Genomic DNA, 16208 nt, shown 5'->3' on the forward strand with positions numbered 1-16208 from the left:
GCTTACTTGTGTGTATGGCAGAAGAGATTGTTTTCGGCGGCGGATGCTTCTGGTGCATCGAGGCCGTCTTCCAGCGTATTCCCGGCATCGTACATGTGGAATCGGGGTATGCAGGCGGCCAGAAGCCGAACCCCACTTATAGAGAGGTCTGCTCGGGAACGACGGGCCATGCCGAAGTCGTCCGGGTGACATACGAAGCGGATCAGATCAAACTGGCAGACGTGCTTGACCGGTTCTTCATGGCGCATGATCCAACGACGCTTAACAGGCAGGGCGCCGATACGGGGACGCAGTACCGCTCTATTATCCTTTTCGCCGACGCATCACAGAAGGCCGAGGCCGAGGCAGCAATCGGGCGCGCTCAGGCACGATTGAAAGATCCGATCGTCACCGAGGTTGTTCCGCTGACGAGCTACTTCGCGGCCGAAAAATACCATCAGAACTACTACAATGATAACGGTGAGGCGGGATACTGTCAGTACGTCATCGCTCCGAAACTGAAGAAGCTCGGTTTGTGATAGACGCCGGCCAGAAAACCACCGAGCTTCAGTCATTAGAATGCAGATAGCGCTGGAAGAATTCCAGCACCCACTGTTCATATTGCTCACCGGCGTAACGATGAAGATCGACATGACCGGCTCCGGCAACCTCGTGGAACGTAACCGTGGCGAAGACCGAAAATCTGCGAGCCTGTTCGATCGTGGTGCGATCGTCTGAAGAACCCGAAAGAAAAAGAACGGGATACTGAATGGCCTGCATCTGCTTGAGCGGCTGCAGGCGATCCAGATCAATCCTCGAAAACGGTTGCATCAGCCAGAGTACGGGCCCCGCAAGATGATCTGCCTGTGGCCCCAGTACGATCTGCAGACGATTCGAAAACGCCTCCTCGATGCTCGGATAAACAGCTTCAAGCACCGCAGCCTCAATTTTAAGAGCGGGCTCTGCATTGAGGGCAGCGGCACCGCCAAGCGATGAGCCGATCACACCGACAGGGGCGCTACTTCGCTCTCTAACAAATCGCACCGCCGCTTTGGCGTCTTCGGTTTCCAGATATCCGAATGTGATACGATCTCCGGCGCTTTCTCCATGTGCCTGAAAATCAAACAGCAGAACGTTATACCCGGCCTTCGTCAGAAAGCGCGCACGATCGACCATACTTATCCGGTTTGATCGTACTCCGTGCATCAAGATGACGGTCGGCGCACGCTGATCCGACGATACGATCCACCATCCCCGGATTCTATGGTCGGCCCCAAACCGCACCGGCTGCGCTCGTTTAGACAGATCAGCGGGTAAATGCACTGTGGCTCTTGCCGGACGCTCGAGCCAGAATATAAGGCAGGCTGAACCGCTAACAGAGAGCAGCAACACGGCGATAACGATGAGCGCAATCTTCGTCCGGTTCATCTGATAACGTCTCTGTGCTTATTTCGGCGCCATCTCTTTCAGGATGCGTCTGACTTCGAGAAAGGCCTCGATATGCTCCTCGACGGAATGATCCGAATCGATCAGCTTTTCTGAGACGGCGCCGTCAATGTGAGCGCTCTTATATGTGACGACGCTATCGGTTAACCAATCCAGATCGGTGAGGCGCCGATTGCCGATAATGGAATGAAAGGGAACGGACTGGCCTTTTTCAGGAGGCATCACACGAAACAACAGGCTGCTCGGCGAAAGGTTCGATACTCCGTCACCCTCAGTCTTTAATCTATCAAGTACGTTCTTTTTATCCTGAAAGGCTTTATAAAGCGTCGATGAGGCCTCGACGATCTGACCCGGTACGCTCATGACGCAGCGCCCCGAATAACCTGAAAAGCCCGTCGCCAGAGTGGATCCGCGGTGAGGCGTGGCGATATAGATCGTTCTACTTACAAATGGCAGCGGCTCAAAATCAAGCAGAGCGCGCATCCCTGTTTGTATACGCGGCTCGACGGCATCAAACTCCTCCTGCTTGATATCGGCGGCGTGCAACCATTCCGTCGTTCGAGAGTTCTGCACGGCCAGACGGGCGAGAAGACCGCCCATGCTGTGACCCACAAGAATGGTCGATTTAAAGCCGAAGCGGCGATGCACATCTTTCATCGTCGTGCGAAAATGAAGATTCGAGAACAGTATGGGGCTCGACGAAGGATACCAGTAAACCCAGAACTGATACCGGCTGCGGATCACCGGATCAGAAAGCAGCTCGTTGATCATGGGAAACCAGACCATCGGCGACGAAGCCAATCCGTGTATCATGATGACGGGCGTCTTCGACGGGTCATACGGGCCGATCATGTACAACCCTCTTTCCTGATCGATCACGTCGCCATCAAGCCGACTGAAAAAGCCGGCCTTTTCTTCAAGCTGAGCGACCACTCCGGTTAACGGCAAAGTAAGATCGATCTCCAGCGGCAACTTGCGCTTTCCCGACTCGACCGTATCTCGTTTCAGAGGATCGACGACGGCCAGATCGGCGCAGAAGGTCTGCGAAGAATCTTTCGAGCAGGGCTGCAGATTCACGAGCACGGCCGTCGCCGCGTACGTTTGATCGAGGCCGGCGATAAAACGATACGGATTCATGCGACGATCGACATCATTGCCTTTGAGAAAGAGGATAAGCGGAGCGCCGATTCCGTACTGTCGCTGATGATTCTGAAACCCGGAAGCCGAATAATCGCTGGCGACGCCGACGCCGAGAAAGGAATCGGGCATGTACGCAAGATCGCCCGGATCAAGCAATACCTGCATCTCGCCGCGAAGAAGCGGATACACGATCGTCTGCTTCTTAAAAGGACGCCGCACGCTTTTTTCGTGCCGCATCAAAGAGCCAAGCGAGGCGTTGTACACGTCGACAGCCGTCCGGAACGCAGGGTCAAAGGGCTCGGCCGCAGGCTTCAGTTTTTCGTTAAAGAGAAAGGCGCTCGCATAAAAGATGGCCGAGGCATGATAGCGCGCGAAGGCTTCGGAGCCCGGCTTCTCCCGGCGACCGGCGTCGTAGCTCAACTCGGCCAGGTAAAGAGCGATCATGCGCTTCTCTGTCACATGCAGACGCGTATCGAGATCGAGCAGGCACGTTAACCTGGACGTTTCGCAGGCGCCGATAAAGTTCTCGCCGCGCAGATACTGCATCGTCTGCGTGCTGAGCAGTTCGGAGTTTACGGCATTCCATCCTCCTGCCTCGCCTGGAGGGACCGGTTGGAAGGCATAGGTCGAACAGCCCATAAGCAAGATGCCGGCAAGAGCTCGCACCAGCCTCCAATCAGATAAAGACATTTCTTTACTCACAGAGCTCAAACTGGCAGTTGTTGGCCGGATCGCGTCCCACCCAGCGACCGTCCGGACAGCGGATCTTCTCCTGCGGGCATTGCTCTTTGCGCTCGATCTGATTTCCCGTATCATACGGGTTACGTCGGAAATCCTCGGAATCGGCGACAGGCGAAGAGCTACAGCCGATGACGACCAGACAGAAAAACAGCATTCGCATAGACCATGCTCGCAGTCTATGACAGACACTCAAGCCCGATTCACGCGATCACCCGATAAGGATCCGCAACGAAAATCTATTGACATTGTGAAACGCTTCCTTTCAGATCCACCGATGACAGGGAATCTGACGTCGTATTTATTACAGTTTGCCGTTTTGCTTCTGGGCATCGCCCTTTTAATCGTCAATCGCTACTGGAATAAAGGCCCGGCCGTCGACGCCTCGGGAATCTTCTTTATCAATATATTCTGGATTACGATGGTCCTCGGCCACGACCTTCCCATCTGGTCGGCTCTGCGCAACACCGTAGCGGGCGGGCTGATCCTGCTTTCAATACTGGCGATCAACCTCATCGCTGTCGCCGTGCTGGCCTTTTTCTACTGAGAGATCAGAAGATATTATGAGCGCCGCGCACAATCAAGAAGCATAGCCCGCTGATGCCCGCCGAGATCGGAATCGTGAGAATCCACGCCCAGACGACGCTTCGCGCTACGCCCCAGCGTACGGCGGATAACCTTCGCGTCGCTCCCACTCCAATGATGGAGCCGTTGATCGTATGCGTCGTACTGACGGGAATACCGGCAAAGGTGGCCATAAACATCGTGAAGGCGCCGGCCGTCTCGGCGGCAAAGCCACCGACCGGGCGCAGCTTTGTAAGGCGGGAGCCCATCGTATAGACGATACGCCATCCGCCTGAAAGCGTGCCGAGCCCGATGGCGGCATGGCAGGTGATGACGACCCAGAACGGAATATCCTGCGTCGCCGTCGGATTGTAGTTCGTCGCCACAAGAGCGGCGGCAATGATACCCATCGTCTTCTGCGCGTCGTTACCGCCATGGCCGAGCGAGAATAAGGCGGCCGAAACAAGCTGTGCCCGACGAAAATGACGGTCGACTCTATCGGGATTCGAACGCTTGAAGAGCCAGAAGATGACGACCATGAACAAAAAGCCAAGAGCAAATCCCGCAAGCGGAGAGATAACGATAAAGCTTACCGTCTTGATCCACCCTTTCGCGATTAATAGACCATCCGTATAACCACCGGCCGCCGTCAGCGCCGCACCTGCATAGCCGCCGATCAGAGCGTGCGATGAACTCGACGGCAGGCCGTAATACCAGGTAATCAGATTCCAGACGATGGCGCCGATGACGCCCGACATAAGCACCCACAGTCGCGTATGCTCAAACTGCTCTGGAATGAGATTGATGTCGACGAGGTTGGCTCCGATCGTCTTCGCCACGTAGGTTCCGAAGAAGGCGAAGGCGATGAAATTGAAAAAGGCCGCCCATGCGACGGCCATACCTGGAGAAAGAACGCGCGTTGAGACGACGGTAGCGATAGAGTTAGCCGCATCATGAAATCCGTTGATGTAGTCGAAGATCAGAGCGACGATAATGAACGCTATAAGGAAAAGCAGCTCACCGCTCATTTGTTCTTCACCACGACCGACGTCAGCGTGCCTCCAAGATCCTTGCAACGATCGACGGAGTCTTCAAGGGCTTCAAAGATGGCGTTCCAGCGAACGACCTCGATCGGATCTTTCTCTTTTTTGAAAAGCTGACGTACGGCGTCCTGATAGATCTGATCGGCCTCCTTTTCGAGACGATCGACGGTGCGCGCATGACCTGCGATGTCCTGCTTCTTTTCGAGAAGCGCAAATGCACCGGCAAGCTCGGCCGTGCACCGCGCAAGGATAGCCGACAGACGAGCCGCCTCGGGCCTTATCTTCTTCACGCCGTAGATTTCCATCTTTCGCGCAAGGCCGTTGATGAAGTCGATGACGTCGTCGAGTTCGGTGACGAGCATGTGGATGTCTTCACGGTCGATCGGAGTGATGAATGTCGTATTCAGATTTTCAAGGATACGATCGGCGATGCGATCGCATTCGACCTCGATCTCTTTGATGCGTTCGGAGTAGCTCTCTCTGTTTTTGAAATCGACGAACATCTCCTGAAAGAGTTCGCCCCCCATCTGTACCTTGCCCGCCATCTCGGCGAGGTGGGCGAAGTAGGGTTCGGATCGAGGCAGGAAAAAGGATAGCATAGATGCAAACCAGTAACCGAAGGCCGTTTTCAGGGGCAATCTTTTATGACAGAGAGATAACGAAATTATGACAGTCTTTAAAAGGCGTCGATCAACATCCAGCAGGCATGTCGTTGTTCTTGCTTGTAGAAAACCTATCTGTCACAGTGAAGTCCTGAAATTGAAGCAAAGGGGACGTATGCATCGGCTATGAGAATCGCTCTCATCACCGAGACCTTCCTGCCCAAGACGGACGGCATCGTCAACACGCTCCGCTATCTGCTTGAACATCTGGCCCGACACCGGCACGATTCCATACTTCTCTGCCCCGACGGTGCTCCCGCATATTATGCCGACACTCCGATCGCTCCATTCGCCGCTCTGCCCTTTCCGCTTTATCCGCAGCTGCGCCTTGCTCCGCCCTCGCTTGATGCCATGAAAGCACTGCGACGATTCAAGCCCGATCTGATACACGTCCTCAATCCGATCAGCCTCGGCCTATCGGGCGTCGCCTTTGCTCGCCTGCATCGGATTCCTCTTGTGGCCTCGTATCACACTGACCTGCCGGGTTTTGCACAGCGCTGGGGATGGGGGATTTTCAGCGGCACGATCGCTCGCTATGAACGCATGATTCACGACCAGGCTGCATTGAACCTCTGCCCGTCGTGGTCGGTGCTTATGGAGCTGCGCTCGCGGGGATTTGAACGGCTGAAGATCTGGAGCCGCGGAGTCAACCGCAATCGCTTCTCGCCCGATTACAGAAGCGAAGCAATGCGGATGCGTCTTACCGGCGGCTTGCCGGGTCCGCTGCTTCTCTCTGTCGGGCGTCTCTCACGCGAGAAAAGGCTGCACTGGCTGCGCCCGATTCTCGACAGGCATCCTGATTGCGCCCTTGCCATCGTCGGCGATGGTCCGGCCCGCGGCGAGCTCGAGCGCCACTTTCGTGGAACGCGGACTGTCTTCACCGGCATGCTACACGGCGACGAGCTGGCTTCGGCCTATGCATCGGCCGATCTCTTTCTTCTGCCCGCAGCGAACGAAACGTTCGGCAACGTCGGTCTTGAGGCGATGAGCTCGGGGCTGCCCGTCGTCGCCGCCGCCTCGGGAGGGCCGCTCGATTTCGTGCATCATGGCCGCAACGGATTGCTCTTTGCTCCCGAAAACGAGACGGAATTTGCGAGTCGCGTGCAGGCCATTCTATATAATCCGGCATTGCAAGGCCAACTGAGAGATGGCGCGCTGCGCACAGCGCAGGGTCGCAGCTGGCAGTCGGTGCTTGATCGACTGCTTGCCGACTATGAAGGAACAATCCTGCGTCATACTCATACAGTTCACCGGCACACGGCTTGAACGGGCCGCTCTGACGAAAAAAATGGCCCGATGACGGTCAATCTGCATGTTCACCGTCCGCTGCATGACAATGAGACCGGCCTCTATAGTATGAGCGTCGCTGATGATGCCGTGCTACCCTCCTTTAAAGAGCCCCTACAGGCGCAACGAAGCGAGCCCGCACGTTCCAACGCCCGCCTGAGCGTCGGCCTTCATCCATGGCACGTGGCATCTGCCGATCTTGACGTCGCCCTGCGCAGGATCGAAGAAGCGATGCCGGTCGCCGATGCCGTCGGAGAATGCGGCCTTGATCTTTTCGTATTGAAAGGGTTAGCCGATAGAGAGAAACTGCTTGAGAAACAGCTGGCCGCCTTTCGAGCTCAGCTCCGTATCGCTCGAGCTTTTTCAAAACCCGTCATACTGCACGTCGTGCGCGCCGCCGATCTGGTTCTTGCCATACGGGAAGAATTCCCCGAACAGACCTGGATCGTGCACGGCTTTCGCGGAGCGGCTGATATTGCCTCACGGCTTTTTGAGGCCGGTCTTTATCTATCGTTCGGCCCTGCGCTGCTCGGCGGCAAAGACACGGCGACAGAAGAGGCCTTTCGAGCGGCTCCCGCCGATCGCATCTTCCTTGAAACCGACGACTGCGAGATCGACATCGACGATCTCTATGAAAGAGCGGCGGCCCTCCGTCATATTTCAAAAGAAGCGATGAAGCAAATCACAGAAGCAAACTTTCACCGTATCTTTGTATCGTAAGAGGACTCACATTGAACCCCACTCCGAATCACGGCACGACCATGACAGAACAGACCACCATCGACGACACAGCTCGCGGCAATTCCGCCTGGCTTGAACGCACGACTCTCATGCTCAAGACGCCAGATCGCTTGAGTCGTCTTCGCGACGCCGCCGTACTTGTGGCCGGCGTCGGCGGTGTCGGAGGCGTCGTTGCCGAGCTGCTTGCTCGTGCCGGTATCGGACGCATCCGTCTGATCGATGCCGATACGGTGCAGCCGTCGAACCGTAACCGACAGATCGTCGCTCTCAGTTCAACGGAGGGCATGAAGAAGGTAGACATCATTACCCGACGCCTGCTCGATATCAACCCCGAACTCATACTCGACATAAAGGATGACTTCATCGAGCCCGAAACGGTTGATGACGTACTCACGCCGATAGAGGGAAAGACTCTGGACTTCATCGTCGATGCTATCGACACGCTGGCCTGCAAAACGGCGTTAATCCATAAAGCGCATGAGAACGGCATTCGCGTCGTCAGCTCGATGGGAGCGGGAGCGAAGCTTGACCCGACGATGGTGCGCATCGCCGACCTCTCAGATTCGCGCTTCTGTCCGCTTGCAAAGGCGGTGCGACGCATTCTGCGGCGTGAGGGATTAACGTCGGGCGTCACCGTCGTCTATTCCGACGAGCGTCCGGATCGCGAGGCGATGCGTGAAGAAAGATCGCGCAACAAGGCCTCCATCGTCGGCACGATATCGTATATGCCCTGGGTCTTCGGCTCTTTCTGCGCGGCGGCCGTGGTGCAGGCGTTAGTCAGGGATCATGGCGGAACGATCAGCGCGTTAGACGGAAGCGACGTCGTCGACGGCTGACCGAAGGCGGCCTGATATACGGCGCGAATGGAAACATACTGACCGGGCGTAAGATTGATAGGGAAGCTGCACAGCAGGTTATCGGCCGTCAGCTTCGGAGCGGTCGATGCCTCCATGGTATAAACGATTCCGAGCACCGGGTAGGTAAACAGGGTTCCACAGTCCGTGCCGGCATCGGCAGAAAGAGCCATCACGGCCGCCTCAGACGACGCCTGAAAGATGCGGTATCCCTGAAAGAGCAGCTCGGAGTTCTGCGCCGAGACGCGAAGCAGGTGCCCGCCACCTGAGATGCGTTCGATGGCGGCGATACCAGTATAACTCGTCTGCCCATCAGGCGGACCGAGTAAAACAACGGGATTCATCGGCAGAGTCTCCGTCGAATACTGATTGCAGGCAACTGGAAGACCCAGCAGCCCGATCAAAGCGAAACGATACAGCGCATTTCTCATGCCGGCGTTCATGATTTCCCGTTTCTCTGTACAGTCAACACGCTCATACCGCTATGATCAGCCGACGAGTTTATTAAAAAGCTGAAGCTGCCCGAGATGAATGCCTTCATGCACGACGTTATAGCGCAGGGATTCCTTCACGCTACTGAGCACAAAGCCCGAGCTCGTTTTATAAGGCTCTGCAAAGGCAGAGGCATCGGCCGTTTCGAGAAAAGCAAGGACCTTTTTCTGACACTGTTCTTCGGCGGCGAGCAGACGATCTTTAAGGCCATCCGAGCTTTTCCAATCCGCCGGCGAGCTGCCTTTCGCAAAATAAGGATCAAGATCGGCCGGGAAGTTCATCGCATGCCCCGAGAGCTTGAGGATCAGGAAATCGGTCGTGCGCACGAGGTGGCCGAAAATCCAGAGCATGTTATTGGCAAGTCCTGGAACTGCTTTTAGAAGGGCCTTTTCATCTCTGCCCGTAACGAGTGTGCGACTCTGGTCGCGAATGATTGTAAAAAGTTGTATCTGTTCCTGCTCCATGAGAAGCAGAATCGGAAAGACGGCGCCCCTGTAAAGCCCAGAAAAAATGATCCACAGCACGGGGGCTCTGTCTAAAAAGTCATCATTTATCAGACATGAAGCGAAAGTACAGATACCTACCATTATTCGCCCTGGCCATCGTCCTCAGCTGCCAGACGCCCGAGCTGCAGCCCGAACCCGAGCCCGATCTCTCGCGTCCGGTGCAGATTACGTCCGCTGACCCGATGCTTGTCGAGCTGATCTGCAAGAGAGTGCTCTGTGGCCCCGGACCTGTGCTCGACATCCATCTCGAAATCAAAGAGACATCGCATGATCTCTTTCGTAACAACGGGCTTTCGCTGTTAACCCTCACGACAGGCCTTTTCGTTTCTCATTCGGCGACGGTGGACTATGCTCTGACGCTGGATTTGAATCCGACGCGAATCAACGAAGGCACGCTGCACGTGCGCGATGGCTACTGGTTCGTGCTTCCGTTTTATGCCGGATTCGCCGGCACGAATATGGGGACCATCCTGAACGGATATAGAGATCCGAAACATCTACAGAGATACTGTCTCGACGAGCGACCGGGGAAGCTGCGCGAGTTTTTCGACGGCGATCGAGATCAGATCTGCGACGAGTACCGACGATTCCTGCAAGTCACACTCGACTCGCTCTGGCCCGAGCTTGAACCGATGCTTGCCTATCTTCCCTCTGATCCACTTCTGAAACGCGTGCGTACGGGGGGATTATGAAAGGGGGGGGTATGAAGAGCGGAGGATCTACCAAAAGGGGGCCCCTGAAAGGGCTTATGCAGAATTCCCGCATCACAAGGCCGCTGCTTATTGTCGTCGCCGCCCTATCGATCCTCTCTTCAGTAGAAGCGCGCGATAGACGTGATACCGCCAGGCGAAGACCCACAGGCGACATCGTCTTCTATCACGGCAAATACACGGAAACCGATCTGCTTCCTATTCTTTTCAGTCAGCGAACCGATTACCGAGACGCCTACATCACCGTTATCGGCTACAGCCATCCGCTCAACACGAACATACGCTGGATCGACTTTGAAGCCGAGGCGCAGCTTGGCATTCACAGCGGAGGCATGAAACATATTGAGGCAAACGGATTCCTCATCGCGCGCACCGCTCCGCTCTTCGGGCTTCCGTTCACACTCGCCATCGGCGAAGGCCTCTCGGCAGCCAGTCGCAACCCCGACTATGAGAATAAGCCAAAGGGCTTCCGTTTTGGTGAAACGACGTTCTCTTTTGCAGAGGCCTACCTGATTCAAAGAAATAACCCCGACTTCCCTCTTCTTCTCGCCTCGCTGCAACTTGACACGATTGAATCGCGACGCCTGCTGAACTATATGATGGTCGAGGCGCAATACCGGATTACCGATGCGCCTCACAGCCCGGCAGTATTCATGCGCATCCATCATCGCTCCGGAGTATTCGGTCTTTACTGCCCGCCTGATCCGGCCTGTGGATCGAACTACATCAGCTACGGTATGAAGTGGGCGCTGGAGTGATAGAGGGCTCGAGAGCGACCCGGGAGGGGAACAGGTCACGCTGGCGTGTACAACTTCGACAGGAATTCCTTCCAAGAAGCGGCAACAAAAAAGATGCTCTTTTCTATATCTTCGGTTCGACCGTAGGTTTCGTGGTCCCAGTAGACAACTTGAGGTTCACCTGAGTTCATCCATCTGAAACAAAAAAGATTGCCGAACGGATCGGTACCGAACGGTACGGTGTTTTCTGGCAAAGCATCACCCATGCTCTTCGCCACGGTGATGAGATCGTCTGGCTCGCCAACATTCAGCAAACCGGCAAATACTTTCTCTTTGAATTGACCGAAGTCAATTACTTCGTCTTCCGAGGACCCCAGCGGATACTGGCGAAGGATGTCCGAAAAATCCTTCGGGAACACAACTCCAAGGGTCTCTTCGATCTCGATAATCTGTAGCTTGTCCACAGCACTAAACTGCGAAGTCCATCTCATCGGATACCCCATCACGCCACTTTCTTAATCTCAAATTCCGCCGGCAAGCGATAGCCCGGATAACTGTGGCCTCTCTTCCGGTTAAAATAGGCTTCATTCGAATCGAACATCTCGCACTTCGCTTCGCTCTCTTTCCATATCTTAAGTGAGCTTTTCAAGTGCTTCCGGATATCGGGGCAGTTCTCTTGCATTTTCCACACGCAAGTGTGCAGGGAAACAACACCCTACAAAGAAGTGACAATAACATCAGGCCTTGCCTTATGAAACGGAATATAGCCATCATCCGTCACACGAGTTTTTGTGACTGTAATACTTTTAAGCCGGGTGGCTGGAATGAGCTTCAAGAGATCGTCGTTGCCGATCTTAGTATACCCTACATACAGATCCTTCACACAGTTGCAGCGGGCGATCGCTTCCATTGTTTTTCCTGTAATCTTCAGATGCCCAAGGTGAAGCATATCCAGCTCCATCGGTGGTTGAAGCAGTTCGATTAGATCATCATCATCCACTGATGTATCAGCCAACCACAATCTTCTCAAATTTTTAGCCTGCCTGAGCCTTACCAACCCTTTTCCACGGATTTTCGTTCGACTAAAAACTGCCTCATCCAGATTTGCAATCTGCGCCACATAGCCCACCGATTCATCTGTAACGGCTGTTCCACCAAGTATCAGTTTTCGCAAACGCTGGTGCTGAATCAGCTGTTCCACTCCTCTGTCTGTTATCCCTGTCATATTGAGTTGAAGAATCTCAAGGCTTTTCATCTGCATGATGCTCGTCATGCAGGCATCCGTTACGGCAGTATCGATCAGGGATAGATCCTTCAACCGGGAAAGCCCCACCAGATCTGCCACACCTGCATCCGTAATCTTTGTCTCCGCAAGATCCAGTTTTTCCAGTGTCTTGATCTGACCAATGCTCTTCAGGCCGGCGTCGGTGATCGGTCCGGTAGAAAGATTCAGCTCTTTCAAATGCTTGAATCCAGCCAAATGAACAAGAGCCGCATCTGTGTAATTCTGCCCACCCAATGATAACTTTTCCAGCCGCTGCATCGAAAGGAGTCTCGGCATTTCCGCATCAGTAGCCCCAAGCGCATACCAATCTTTCACGGCACGGATCTCTGCCATCGTTACACCCTTGAGCTGGCCGGTGTACACATACTGCTCTATCGCTCGCACCTTAGCCCAGTCTGCCGGAGTTGCGTTCATAAGCTCTATTATAATTACACCTGCTACCACTACTATCAAGACCAGGATTCGTTTCATTTCTCTTTACCTCACGGTCTGGTTGTAATCATAGCGCAACTGGTAACCCATTGCGCTCCACAGGCCTCTGTTCTGAGCATTACCTACGTGATTTATATCTGTATCAATGGGAAAAAACAAAATGAGCGCCTTTAAATCAGCAATCTTCCATATCAATTCTTCTGCGCAAAACCCCGAACGCTCAGCTCAGCTGCCTTTTCGCAAGCCGGTCAACCTATTACGGTACGCAGGACTCATACCTCGCAACTCTAATTTTCCCCGCTCTCGCTCTACCGACGCCCCGACCCGGCTTGAAAAAGGATTGCGCCCATGCGACATAATGCAAGGCTTTCCCCATGATACGCTCGTTGGCCCCCCGTTCTTTCAGCCCTGCCCGGATTCTGACCATCTTTCTAACAGGAATGATTTTTGCCGGCCTGCTCAGTTCCTGCGCCGCCCTTGATAATCAGAACGCCTACACGCCGCCTGCCGGCTACATCTATCAGTCCAATACGATGAACGTGATGATGGCTCCGGGCTCCGAGATCGGCAGTCGCACGGGCGAGGCCTGCGCCGAAAGCTATCTGGGCCTCGTTTCAACGGGTGAGGCCGGCGTGAAGCAGGCAGCGGCCGCGGGGGCCATCCTGAACGTGAAGGCCATCGACTTCCGTATCGTCCGCTTTTTCGGCATCGGATACGTGAAGATCTGCACGATTGCCTACGGCGATTGAGCAGGCACCGAACTACGGGACAGGGGTTCCGGGCCTCAGCCGATCTTCACGACGATCTCATCCTGGCCCACACGATCCCCCTCAGAGAAGAAGATGCGTTCCACCGTACCGGCAAACGGAGCGGTTAACGTATGCTCCATCTTCATCGCCTCAAGAACGGCCAGTCGATCGCCTTTCTTAACCTCGTCGCCTTCAGCTACGAAGATCTTACGAATAAAACCGGGCATCGGCGAGTAGAGGTCGTGTCGCTCCTCTTCGGTAACGGAGCGGCCGCTGAGCTTGCGGCCATGAAGCGTGAGCGCAGCTCGACGCAACTGAAACTGATCGCGATCTCTACTGATGCTGACCGTCTCGGTGTGCTCGATGCCGTCCTTTTCGAAAAAGATCCGCAGGCGCACGCCGTTTTTCGAACGGCTAACGATCTCATAGCGATACTCGATACTCGCCCCTTCATCGGAATAGCGAGCCGATCCTTCGTTCAGTTGCAGAGCGCCGGCAGCAAGCTGATTCTGAATGTCAAAGCCCTGTTTCAAGGACATCGAAAACCTCCGCTCCAGACGCTGCGCTGATCGACGCCGATCGTACGAGACGTCGTGCGTGCACCGCCAAGCAGCGCCGCTCCCAGATGAAAGAGCGACTGCGACAATAGATCGACCGACTCCGATGTCGGATTGATTCGTTCACAGAGGGACGTATCATAGTTACCCGAAATAAAGCCGTCGCTCTCGGCGATGCGATACAGATAATCGAGATTCGTGCGGGGCCCGAGCAGACAGTAATCCGAAAGCGCCCGCTTCAGACGCTCGATACAGTTATTACGGTTCGTATCATAGACGATCAGCTTTGCAAGCATCGGATCATAGTGCACAGAGACCTCATCGCCTTCGCGCACACCGCTATCCACTCTGATGCCCGGACCGACCGGATCTACGTACTGGTCGATTCTACCGATGGACGGCAAGAATCCCGCCGCCGGGTCCTCGGCATAGAGTCGCGCCTCGATGGCATGCCCTCGTATAGCGGGAACGCCGTCCGGTAACAGCTCTGTTAACGATCTGCCGTCGGCGATCTGCAACTGAAGCTTCACAAGGTCAAGGCCGGTGATCATTTCGGTAATCGGATGTTCCACCTGAAGCCTTGTATTCATTTCAAGAAAATAGAAGTTACGATTCGCATCGACCAGGAACTCCATCGTTCCGGCATTCACATAATTCACGGCCTTCGCTATTCTAACGGCAGCATCGGCCATGCGATTTCTGAGGTCGTCATCCAGTAAAACCGAAGGCGCCTCTTCGATAATCTTCTGATGCCGGCGCTGCACCGAGCATTCGCGTTCATGCAGGGCGACGACGTTACCATGACGATCGGCAAGGATCTGAAACTCAATATGTCTTGGCTGAAGCAGATACTTTTCGAGATACACCGTTTCGTCGGCAAAGGCCTTACGCGCTTCATTACGTACCGAGTCAAAGGCCTCTTCAAGAGAAGAGGCATCATGAACGACACGCATGCCTTTACCACCGCCGCCGGCGCTTGCTTTAATCAATACCGGATAACCAATACGCTCGGCCTCCGCCTCAAGCAGCCTGAGCGCATCATCAATCTCAGCCGGCAGCACATAGCCCGGCGTCACCGGCACGCCAAGCGAGGTGGCCAGCTCCCGCGATTCGATCTTGCCTCCCATCTGCTCGATACTTTCAGGATCGGGCCCGACAAAGACAATGCCCTCGTCGTTGCAGCGCCTCGAAAAGTGGGCCTTCTCTGATAAAAAGCCATACCCGGGATGAATGGCGTCGGCGCCTGTCTTCTTTGCCGCCTCAAAGATACGATCGGCGATCAGATAACTTTCCAGCGCAGTCTCGCCGCCGATACAGACGACCTCGTCACAGTGCTCCGTATGCAGGGCGTTGCGGTCCGTCTCGCTGCAAACGGCGACGGTGCGGATGCCCATCTCGCGGGCAGAACGAGCGATGCGGATGGCAATCTCGCCGCGATTGGCAATCAGCAGCTTGCGCATCATGCTCTCTCTTTCTCCCGTCTCACTTTCGCGAAAGAGGCCTGACGTTTATCAAGAAACGCCGACAGCCCTTCCAGTCCCTCCGCCGAGACGCGCAGTTCGGCAATGAGCGCCGTAGCCGCCGCGCGCCTTTCGTCGAAGGATTTCTCGAATTGAATACGCAGAAGCTCCTTCGTGCGAGCCAGGGCAACCGGGCCGGTAAGAAAGATGGAATCCAGAATCTGCTGCAGACGCTCTTCAAGCGCTTCGAGAGTATTCTCGACGCGCGTCACAAGACCGGCATCGAGGGCGTCGGCGGCGCTGAAAAGCTCTGCGGTTAACGCAAAATGTCGCAGCTGCGCCGGATTGATCTTCTGCATGAGATAGGTCGATATGACGGCCGGCGAGATTCCGATCTTCGCCTCTGTGAAGCCGAACTTCGCCTCGACGAAGGCAAGCACGATATCGCAGGATCCAAGAAGCCCGGTTCCGCCGCCGACGGTGGCGCCATGCACGACGGCAATGACGGGACGATCGCACATGTACACGGCATGAAACATGCGATCGAGCTGCTTTGCATCGGCAAGATTCTCTTCACGACTGGCATCCTTCATGCGTCGCATCCAGTTCATGTCGCCGCCGGCGCAGAAGGCCTGACCGGCGCCGCGTATAACGACGGCTCTTCCCTGTTCGCCGGCGATGCGTCGCTCGAAGGCATCGGTGATCTCGGCGATCATCTCGTCGTTGAACGCATTGCGAAGCGACGGTCGGTTAAGGGTGAGAGTGTGAATCCCCTCGTCGTTTTTCAGTATGATATGTTTGTAATCCATTCCGTTCTCCTGTCGCA

20 protein-coding genes are annotated in these 16208 nt (G+C 55.1%); 8 read left to right on the top strand and 12 right to left on the bottom strand.

Going from position 1 to position 16208, the window contains the following annotated elements:
• Positions 1-14: 14 nt before the first annotated feature.
• Complete coding sequence (gene msrA, locus LEPIL_RS11975) at positions 15-518, top strand: peptide-methionine (S)-S-oxide reductase MsrA (protein WP_002772774.1); 504 nt, start codon at positions 15-17, stop codon at positions 516-518.
• Positions 519-546: 28 nt separating this feature from the next.
• Here msrA and LEPIL_RS11980 read toward each other — a convergent pair whose 3' ends face one another.
• The 3 genes from LEPIL_RS11980 to LEPIL_RS11990 are packed head-to-tail and all read right to left on the bottom strand — an operon-like array spanning position 547 to position 3466.
• The gene (locus LEPIL_RS11980; protein ID WP_002772775.1) at positions 547-1407 is read right to left on the bottom strand and encodes an alpha/beta hydrolase; all 861 of its coding nucleotides are present in this window, start codon (positions 1405-1407) and stop codon (positions 547-549) included.
• 18 nt (positions 1408-1425) lie between these two features.
• Complete coding sequence (locus tag LEPIL_RS11985) at positions 1426-3255, bottom strand: esterase/lipase family protein (RefSeq protein WP_002772776.1); 1830 nt, start codon at positions 3253-3255, stop codon at positions 1426-1428.
• Between the two features lie 4 nt (positions 3256-3259).
• Complete coding sequence (locus tag LEPIL_RS11990) at positions 3260-3466, bottom strand: hypothetical protein (protein ID WP_002772777.1); 207 nt, start codon at positions 3464-3466, stop codon at positions 3260-3262.
• 114 nt (positions 3467-3580) lie between these two features.
• Here LEPIL_RS11990 and LEPIL_RS11995 point away from each other — a divergent pair, with 114 nt between their 5' ends.
• Positions 3581-3850, top strand: coding sequence for a hypothetical protein (locus LEPIL_RS11995; RefSeq protein WP_002772778.1), 270 nt, complete (start codon positions 3581-3583; stop codon positions 3848-3850).
• 4 nt (positions 3851-3854) lie between these two features.
• Here the strand turns inward: LEPIL_RS11995 and LEPIL_RS12000 are convergent, their stop codons facing one another.
• Positions 3855-4895 carry an inorganic phosphate transporter gene (locus LEPIL_RS12000; protein WP_002772779.1) on the bottom strand — a complete coding sequence of 347 codons (1041 nt, stop codon included), beginning with the start codon at positions 4893-4895 and terminating at the stop codon, positions 3855-3857.
• Positions 4892-5509, bottom strand: coding sequence for a DUF47 domain-containing protein (locus LEPIL_RS12005; protein WP_002772780.1), 618 nt, complete (start codon positions 5507-5509; stop codon positions 4892-4894). Before LEPIL_RS12005 ends, LEPIL_RS12000 begins: the two co-directional genes overlap by 4 nt.
• Positions 5510-5698: 189 nt before the next feature.
• Here LEPIL_RS12005 and LEPIL_RS12010 point away from each other — a divergent pair, with 189 nt between their 5' ends.
• The 3 genes from LEPIL_RS12010 to LEPIL_RS12020 are packed head-to-tail and all read left to right on the top strand — an operon-like array spanning position 5699 to position 8436.
• Complete coding sequence (locus LEPIL_RS12010) at positions 5699-6838, top strand: glycosyltransferase family 4 protein (protein ID WP_002772781.1); 1140 nt, start codon at positions 5699-5701, stop codon at positions 6836-6838.
• A gap of 30 nt (positions 6839-6868) precedes the next feature.
• Positions 6869-7579: a TatD family hydrolase gene (locus LEPIL_RS12015; RefSeq protein ID WP_002772782.1), complete on the top strand. Its 711-nt coding sequence runs from the start codon at positions 6869-6871 to the stop codon at positions 7577-7579.
• Between the two features lie 41 nt (positions 7580-7620).
• The gene (locus tag LEPIL_RS12020; protein ID WP_052608311.1) at positions 7621-8436 is read left to right on the top strand and encodes a tRNA threonylcarbamoyladenosine dehydratase; all 816 of its coding nucleotides are present in this window, start codon (positions 7621-7623) and stop codon (positions 8434-8436) included.
• On the opposite strand, the gene LEPIL_RS12025 is transcribed toward LEPIL_RS12020, so the two are convergent.
• Complete coding sequence (locus tag LEPIL_RS12025) at positions 8385-8885, bottom strand: hypothetical protein (RefSeq protein ID WP_143464675.1); 501 nt, start codon at positions 8883-8885, stop codon at positions 8385-8387. The two genes, LEPIL_RS12020 and LEPIL_RS12025, sit on opposite strands and share 52 nt — an antisense overlap.
• A 57-nt stretch (positions 8886-8942) precedes the next feature.
• Positions 8943-9470 (bottom strand): DinB family protein, encoded by a 528-nt coding sequence (locus tag LEPIL_RS12030; protein ID WP_002772785.1) that lies wholly within the window; start codon positions 9468-9470, stop codon positions 8943-8945.
• A 35-nt stretch (positions 9471-9505) separates the two neighbouring features.
• Here LEPIL_RS12030 and LEPIL_RS12035 point away from each other — a divergent pair, with 35 nt between their 5' ends.
• Positions 9506-10144, top strand: a complete 639-nt coding sequence (locus tag LEPIL_RS12035; RefSeq protein ID WP_002772786.1) for a hypothetical protein — start codon at positions 9506-9508, stop codon at positions 10142-10144.
• A 56-nt stretch (positions 10145-10200) separates the two neighbouring features.
• On the top strand, positions 10201-10920 hold the full coding sequence (locus LEPIL_RS12040; protein ID WP_040918730.1) for a hypothetical protein: 720 nt from the start codon (positions 10201-10203) through the stop codon (positions 10918-10920).
• 35 nt (positions 10921-10955) lie between these two features.
• Here LEPIL_RS12040 and LEPIL_RS22115 read toward each other — a convergent pair whose 3' ends face one another.
• Both LEPIL_RS22115 and LEPIL_RS12050 read right to left on the bottom strand, forming a co-directional pair.
• A complete protein-coding gene (locus LEPIL_RS22115) occupies positions 10956-11390 on the bottom strand; it encodes an SMI1/KNR4 family protein (RefSeq protein WP_157135069.1) in 435 nt (144 codons plus the stop codon).
• A gap of 224 nt (positions 11391-11614) precedes the next feature.
• Complete coding sequence (locus LEPIL_RS12050) at positions 11615-12655, bottom strand: leucine-rich repeat domain-containing protein (RefSeq protein WP_002772789.1); 1041 nt, start codon at positions 12653-12655, stop codon at positions 11615-11617.
• A 335-nt stretch (positions 12656-12990) separates the two neighbouring features.
• Between LEPIL_RS12050 and LEPIL_RS22120 the strand changes: the two genes are divergently transcribed.
• Entirely contained in the window at positions 12991-13365 is a 375-nt protein-coding gene (locus tag LEPIL_RS22120; RefSeq protein ID WP_002772790.1) for a TRL domain-containing protein, read from the top strand.
• Positions 13366-13400: 35 nt separating this feature from the next.
• On the opposite strand, the gene LEPIL_RS22125 is transcribed toward LEPIL_RS22120, so the two are convergent.
• Genes LEPIL_RS22125 through LEPIL_RS12070 form a run of 3 tightly spaced genes read right to left on the bottom strand, consistent with a single transcriptional unit; the run spans position 13401 to position 16191 of the window.
• Complete coding sequence (locus tag LEPIL_RS22125) at positions 13401-13904, bottom strand: acyl-CoA carboxylase biotin carboxyl carrier protein subunit (protein WP_002772791.1); 504 nt, start codon at positions 13902-13904, stop codon at positions 13401-13403.
• Positions 13895-15385, bottom strand: a complete 1491-nt coding sequence (locus tag LEPIL_RS12065) for an acetyl-CoA carboxylase biotin carboxylase subunit (RefSeq protein WP_002772792.1) — start codon at positions 15383-15385, stop codon at positions 13895-13897. Before LEPIL_RS12065 ends, LEPIL_RS22125 begins: the two co-directional genes overlap by 10 nt.
• A complete protein-coding gene (locus tag LEPIL_RS12070; RefSeq protein WP_002772793.1) occupies positions 15382-16191 on the bottom strand; it encodes an enoyl-CoA hydratase-related protein in 810 nt (269 codons plus the stop codon). Before LEPIL_RS12070 ends, LEPIL_RS12065 begins: the two co-directional genes overlap by 4 nt.
• Positions 16192-16208 lie beyond the last annotated feature (17 nt).

It is taken from the genome of Leptonema illini DSM 21528 (assembly GCF_000243335.1).
GTDB classification, from domain to species: Bacteria; Spirochaetota; Leptospiria; order Leptospirales; family Leptonemataceae; genus Leptonema; species Leptonema illini.

Bases quoted from the DNA above. Each gene is read 5' to 3' on its own strand.
- msrA (WP_002772774.1), top strand. From the start codon at position 15: ATGGCAGAAGAGATTGTTTTCGGCGGCGGATGCTTCTGGTGCATCGAG.
- LEPIL_RS11980 (WP_002772775.1), bottom strand. From the start codon at position 1,407: ATGAACCGGACGAAGATTGCGCTCATCGTTATCGCCGTGTTGCTGCTC.
- LEPIL_RS11985 (WP_002772776.1), bottom strand. From the start codon at position 3,255: ATGTCTTTATCTGATTGGAGGCTGGTGCGAGCTCTTGCCGGCATCTTG.
- LEPIL_RS11990 (WP_002772777.1), bottom strand. From the start codon at position 3,466: ATGCGAATGCTGTTTTTCTGTCTGGTCGTCATCGGCTGTAGCTCTTCG.
- LEPIL_RS11995 (WP_002772778.1), top strand. From the start codon at position 3,581: ATGACAGGGAATCTGACGTCGTATTTATTACAGTTTGCCGTTTTGCTT.
- LEPIL_RS12000 (WP_002772779.1), bottom strand. From the start codon at position 4,895: ATGAGCGGTGAGCTGCTTTTCCTTATAGCGTTCATTATCGTCGCTCTG.
- LEPIL_RS12005 (WP_002772780.1), bottom strand. From the start codon at position 5,509: ATGCTATCCTTTTTCCTGCCTCGATCCGAACCCTACTTCGCCCACCTC.
- LEPIL_RS12010 (WP_002772781.1), top strand. From the start codon at position 5,699: ATGAGAATCGCTCTCATCACCGAGACCTTCCTGCCCAAGACGGACGGC.
- LEPIL_RS12015 (WP_002772782.1), top strand. From the start codon at position 6,869: ATGACGGTCAATCTGCATGTTCACCGTCCGCTGCATGACAATGAGACC.
- LEPIL_RS12020 (WP_052608311.1), top strand. From the start codon at position 7,621: ATGACAGAACAGACCACCATCGACGACACAGCTCGCGGCAATTCCGCC.
- LEPIL_RS12025 (WP_143464675.1), bottom strand. From the start codon at position 8,885: ATGAGAAATGCGCTGTATCGTTTCGCTTTGATCGGGCTGCTGGGTCTT.
- LEPIL_RS12035 (WP_002772786.1), top strand. From the start codon at position 9,506: ATGAAGCGAAAGTACAGATACCTACCATTATTCGCCCTGGCCATCGTC.
- LEPIL_RS12040 (WP_040918730.1), top strand. From the start codon at position 10,201: ATGCAGAATTCCCGCATCACAAGGCCGCTGCTTATTGTCGTCGCCGCC.
- LEPIL_RS22115 (WP_157135069.1), bottom strand. From the start codon at position 11,390: ATGAGATGGACTTCGCAGTTTAGTGCTGTGGACAAGCTACAGATTATC.
- LEPIL_RS12050 (WP_002772789.1), bottom strand. From the start codon at position 12,655: ATGAAACGAATCCTGGTCTTGATAGTAGTGGTAGCAGGTGTAATTATA.
- LEPIL_RS22120 (WP_002772790.1), top strand. From the start codon at position 12,991: ATGATACGCTCGTTGGCCCCCCGTTCTTTCAGCCCTGCCCGGATTCTG.
- LEPIL_RS22125 (WP_002772791.1), bottom strand. From the start codon at position 13,904: ATGTCCTTGAAACAGGGCTTTGACATTCAGAATCAGCTTGCTGCCGGC.
- LEPIL_RS12065 (WP_002772792.1), bottom strand. From the start codon at position 15,385: ATGATGCGCAAGCTGCTGATTGCCAATCGCGGCGAGATTGCCATCCGC.
- LEPIL_RS12070 (WP_002772793.1), bottom strand. From the start codon at position 16,191: ATGGATTACAAACATATCATACTGAAAAACGACGAGGGGATTCACACT.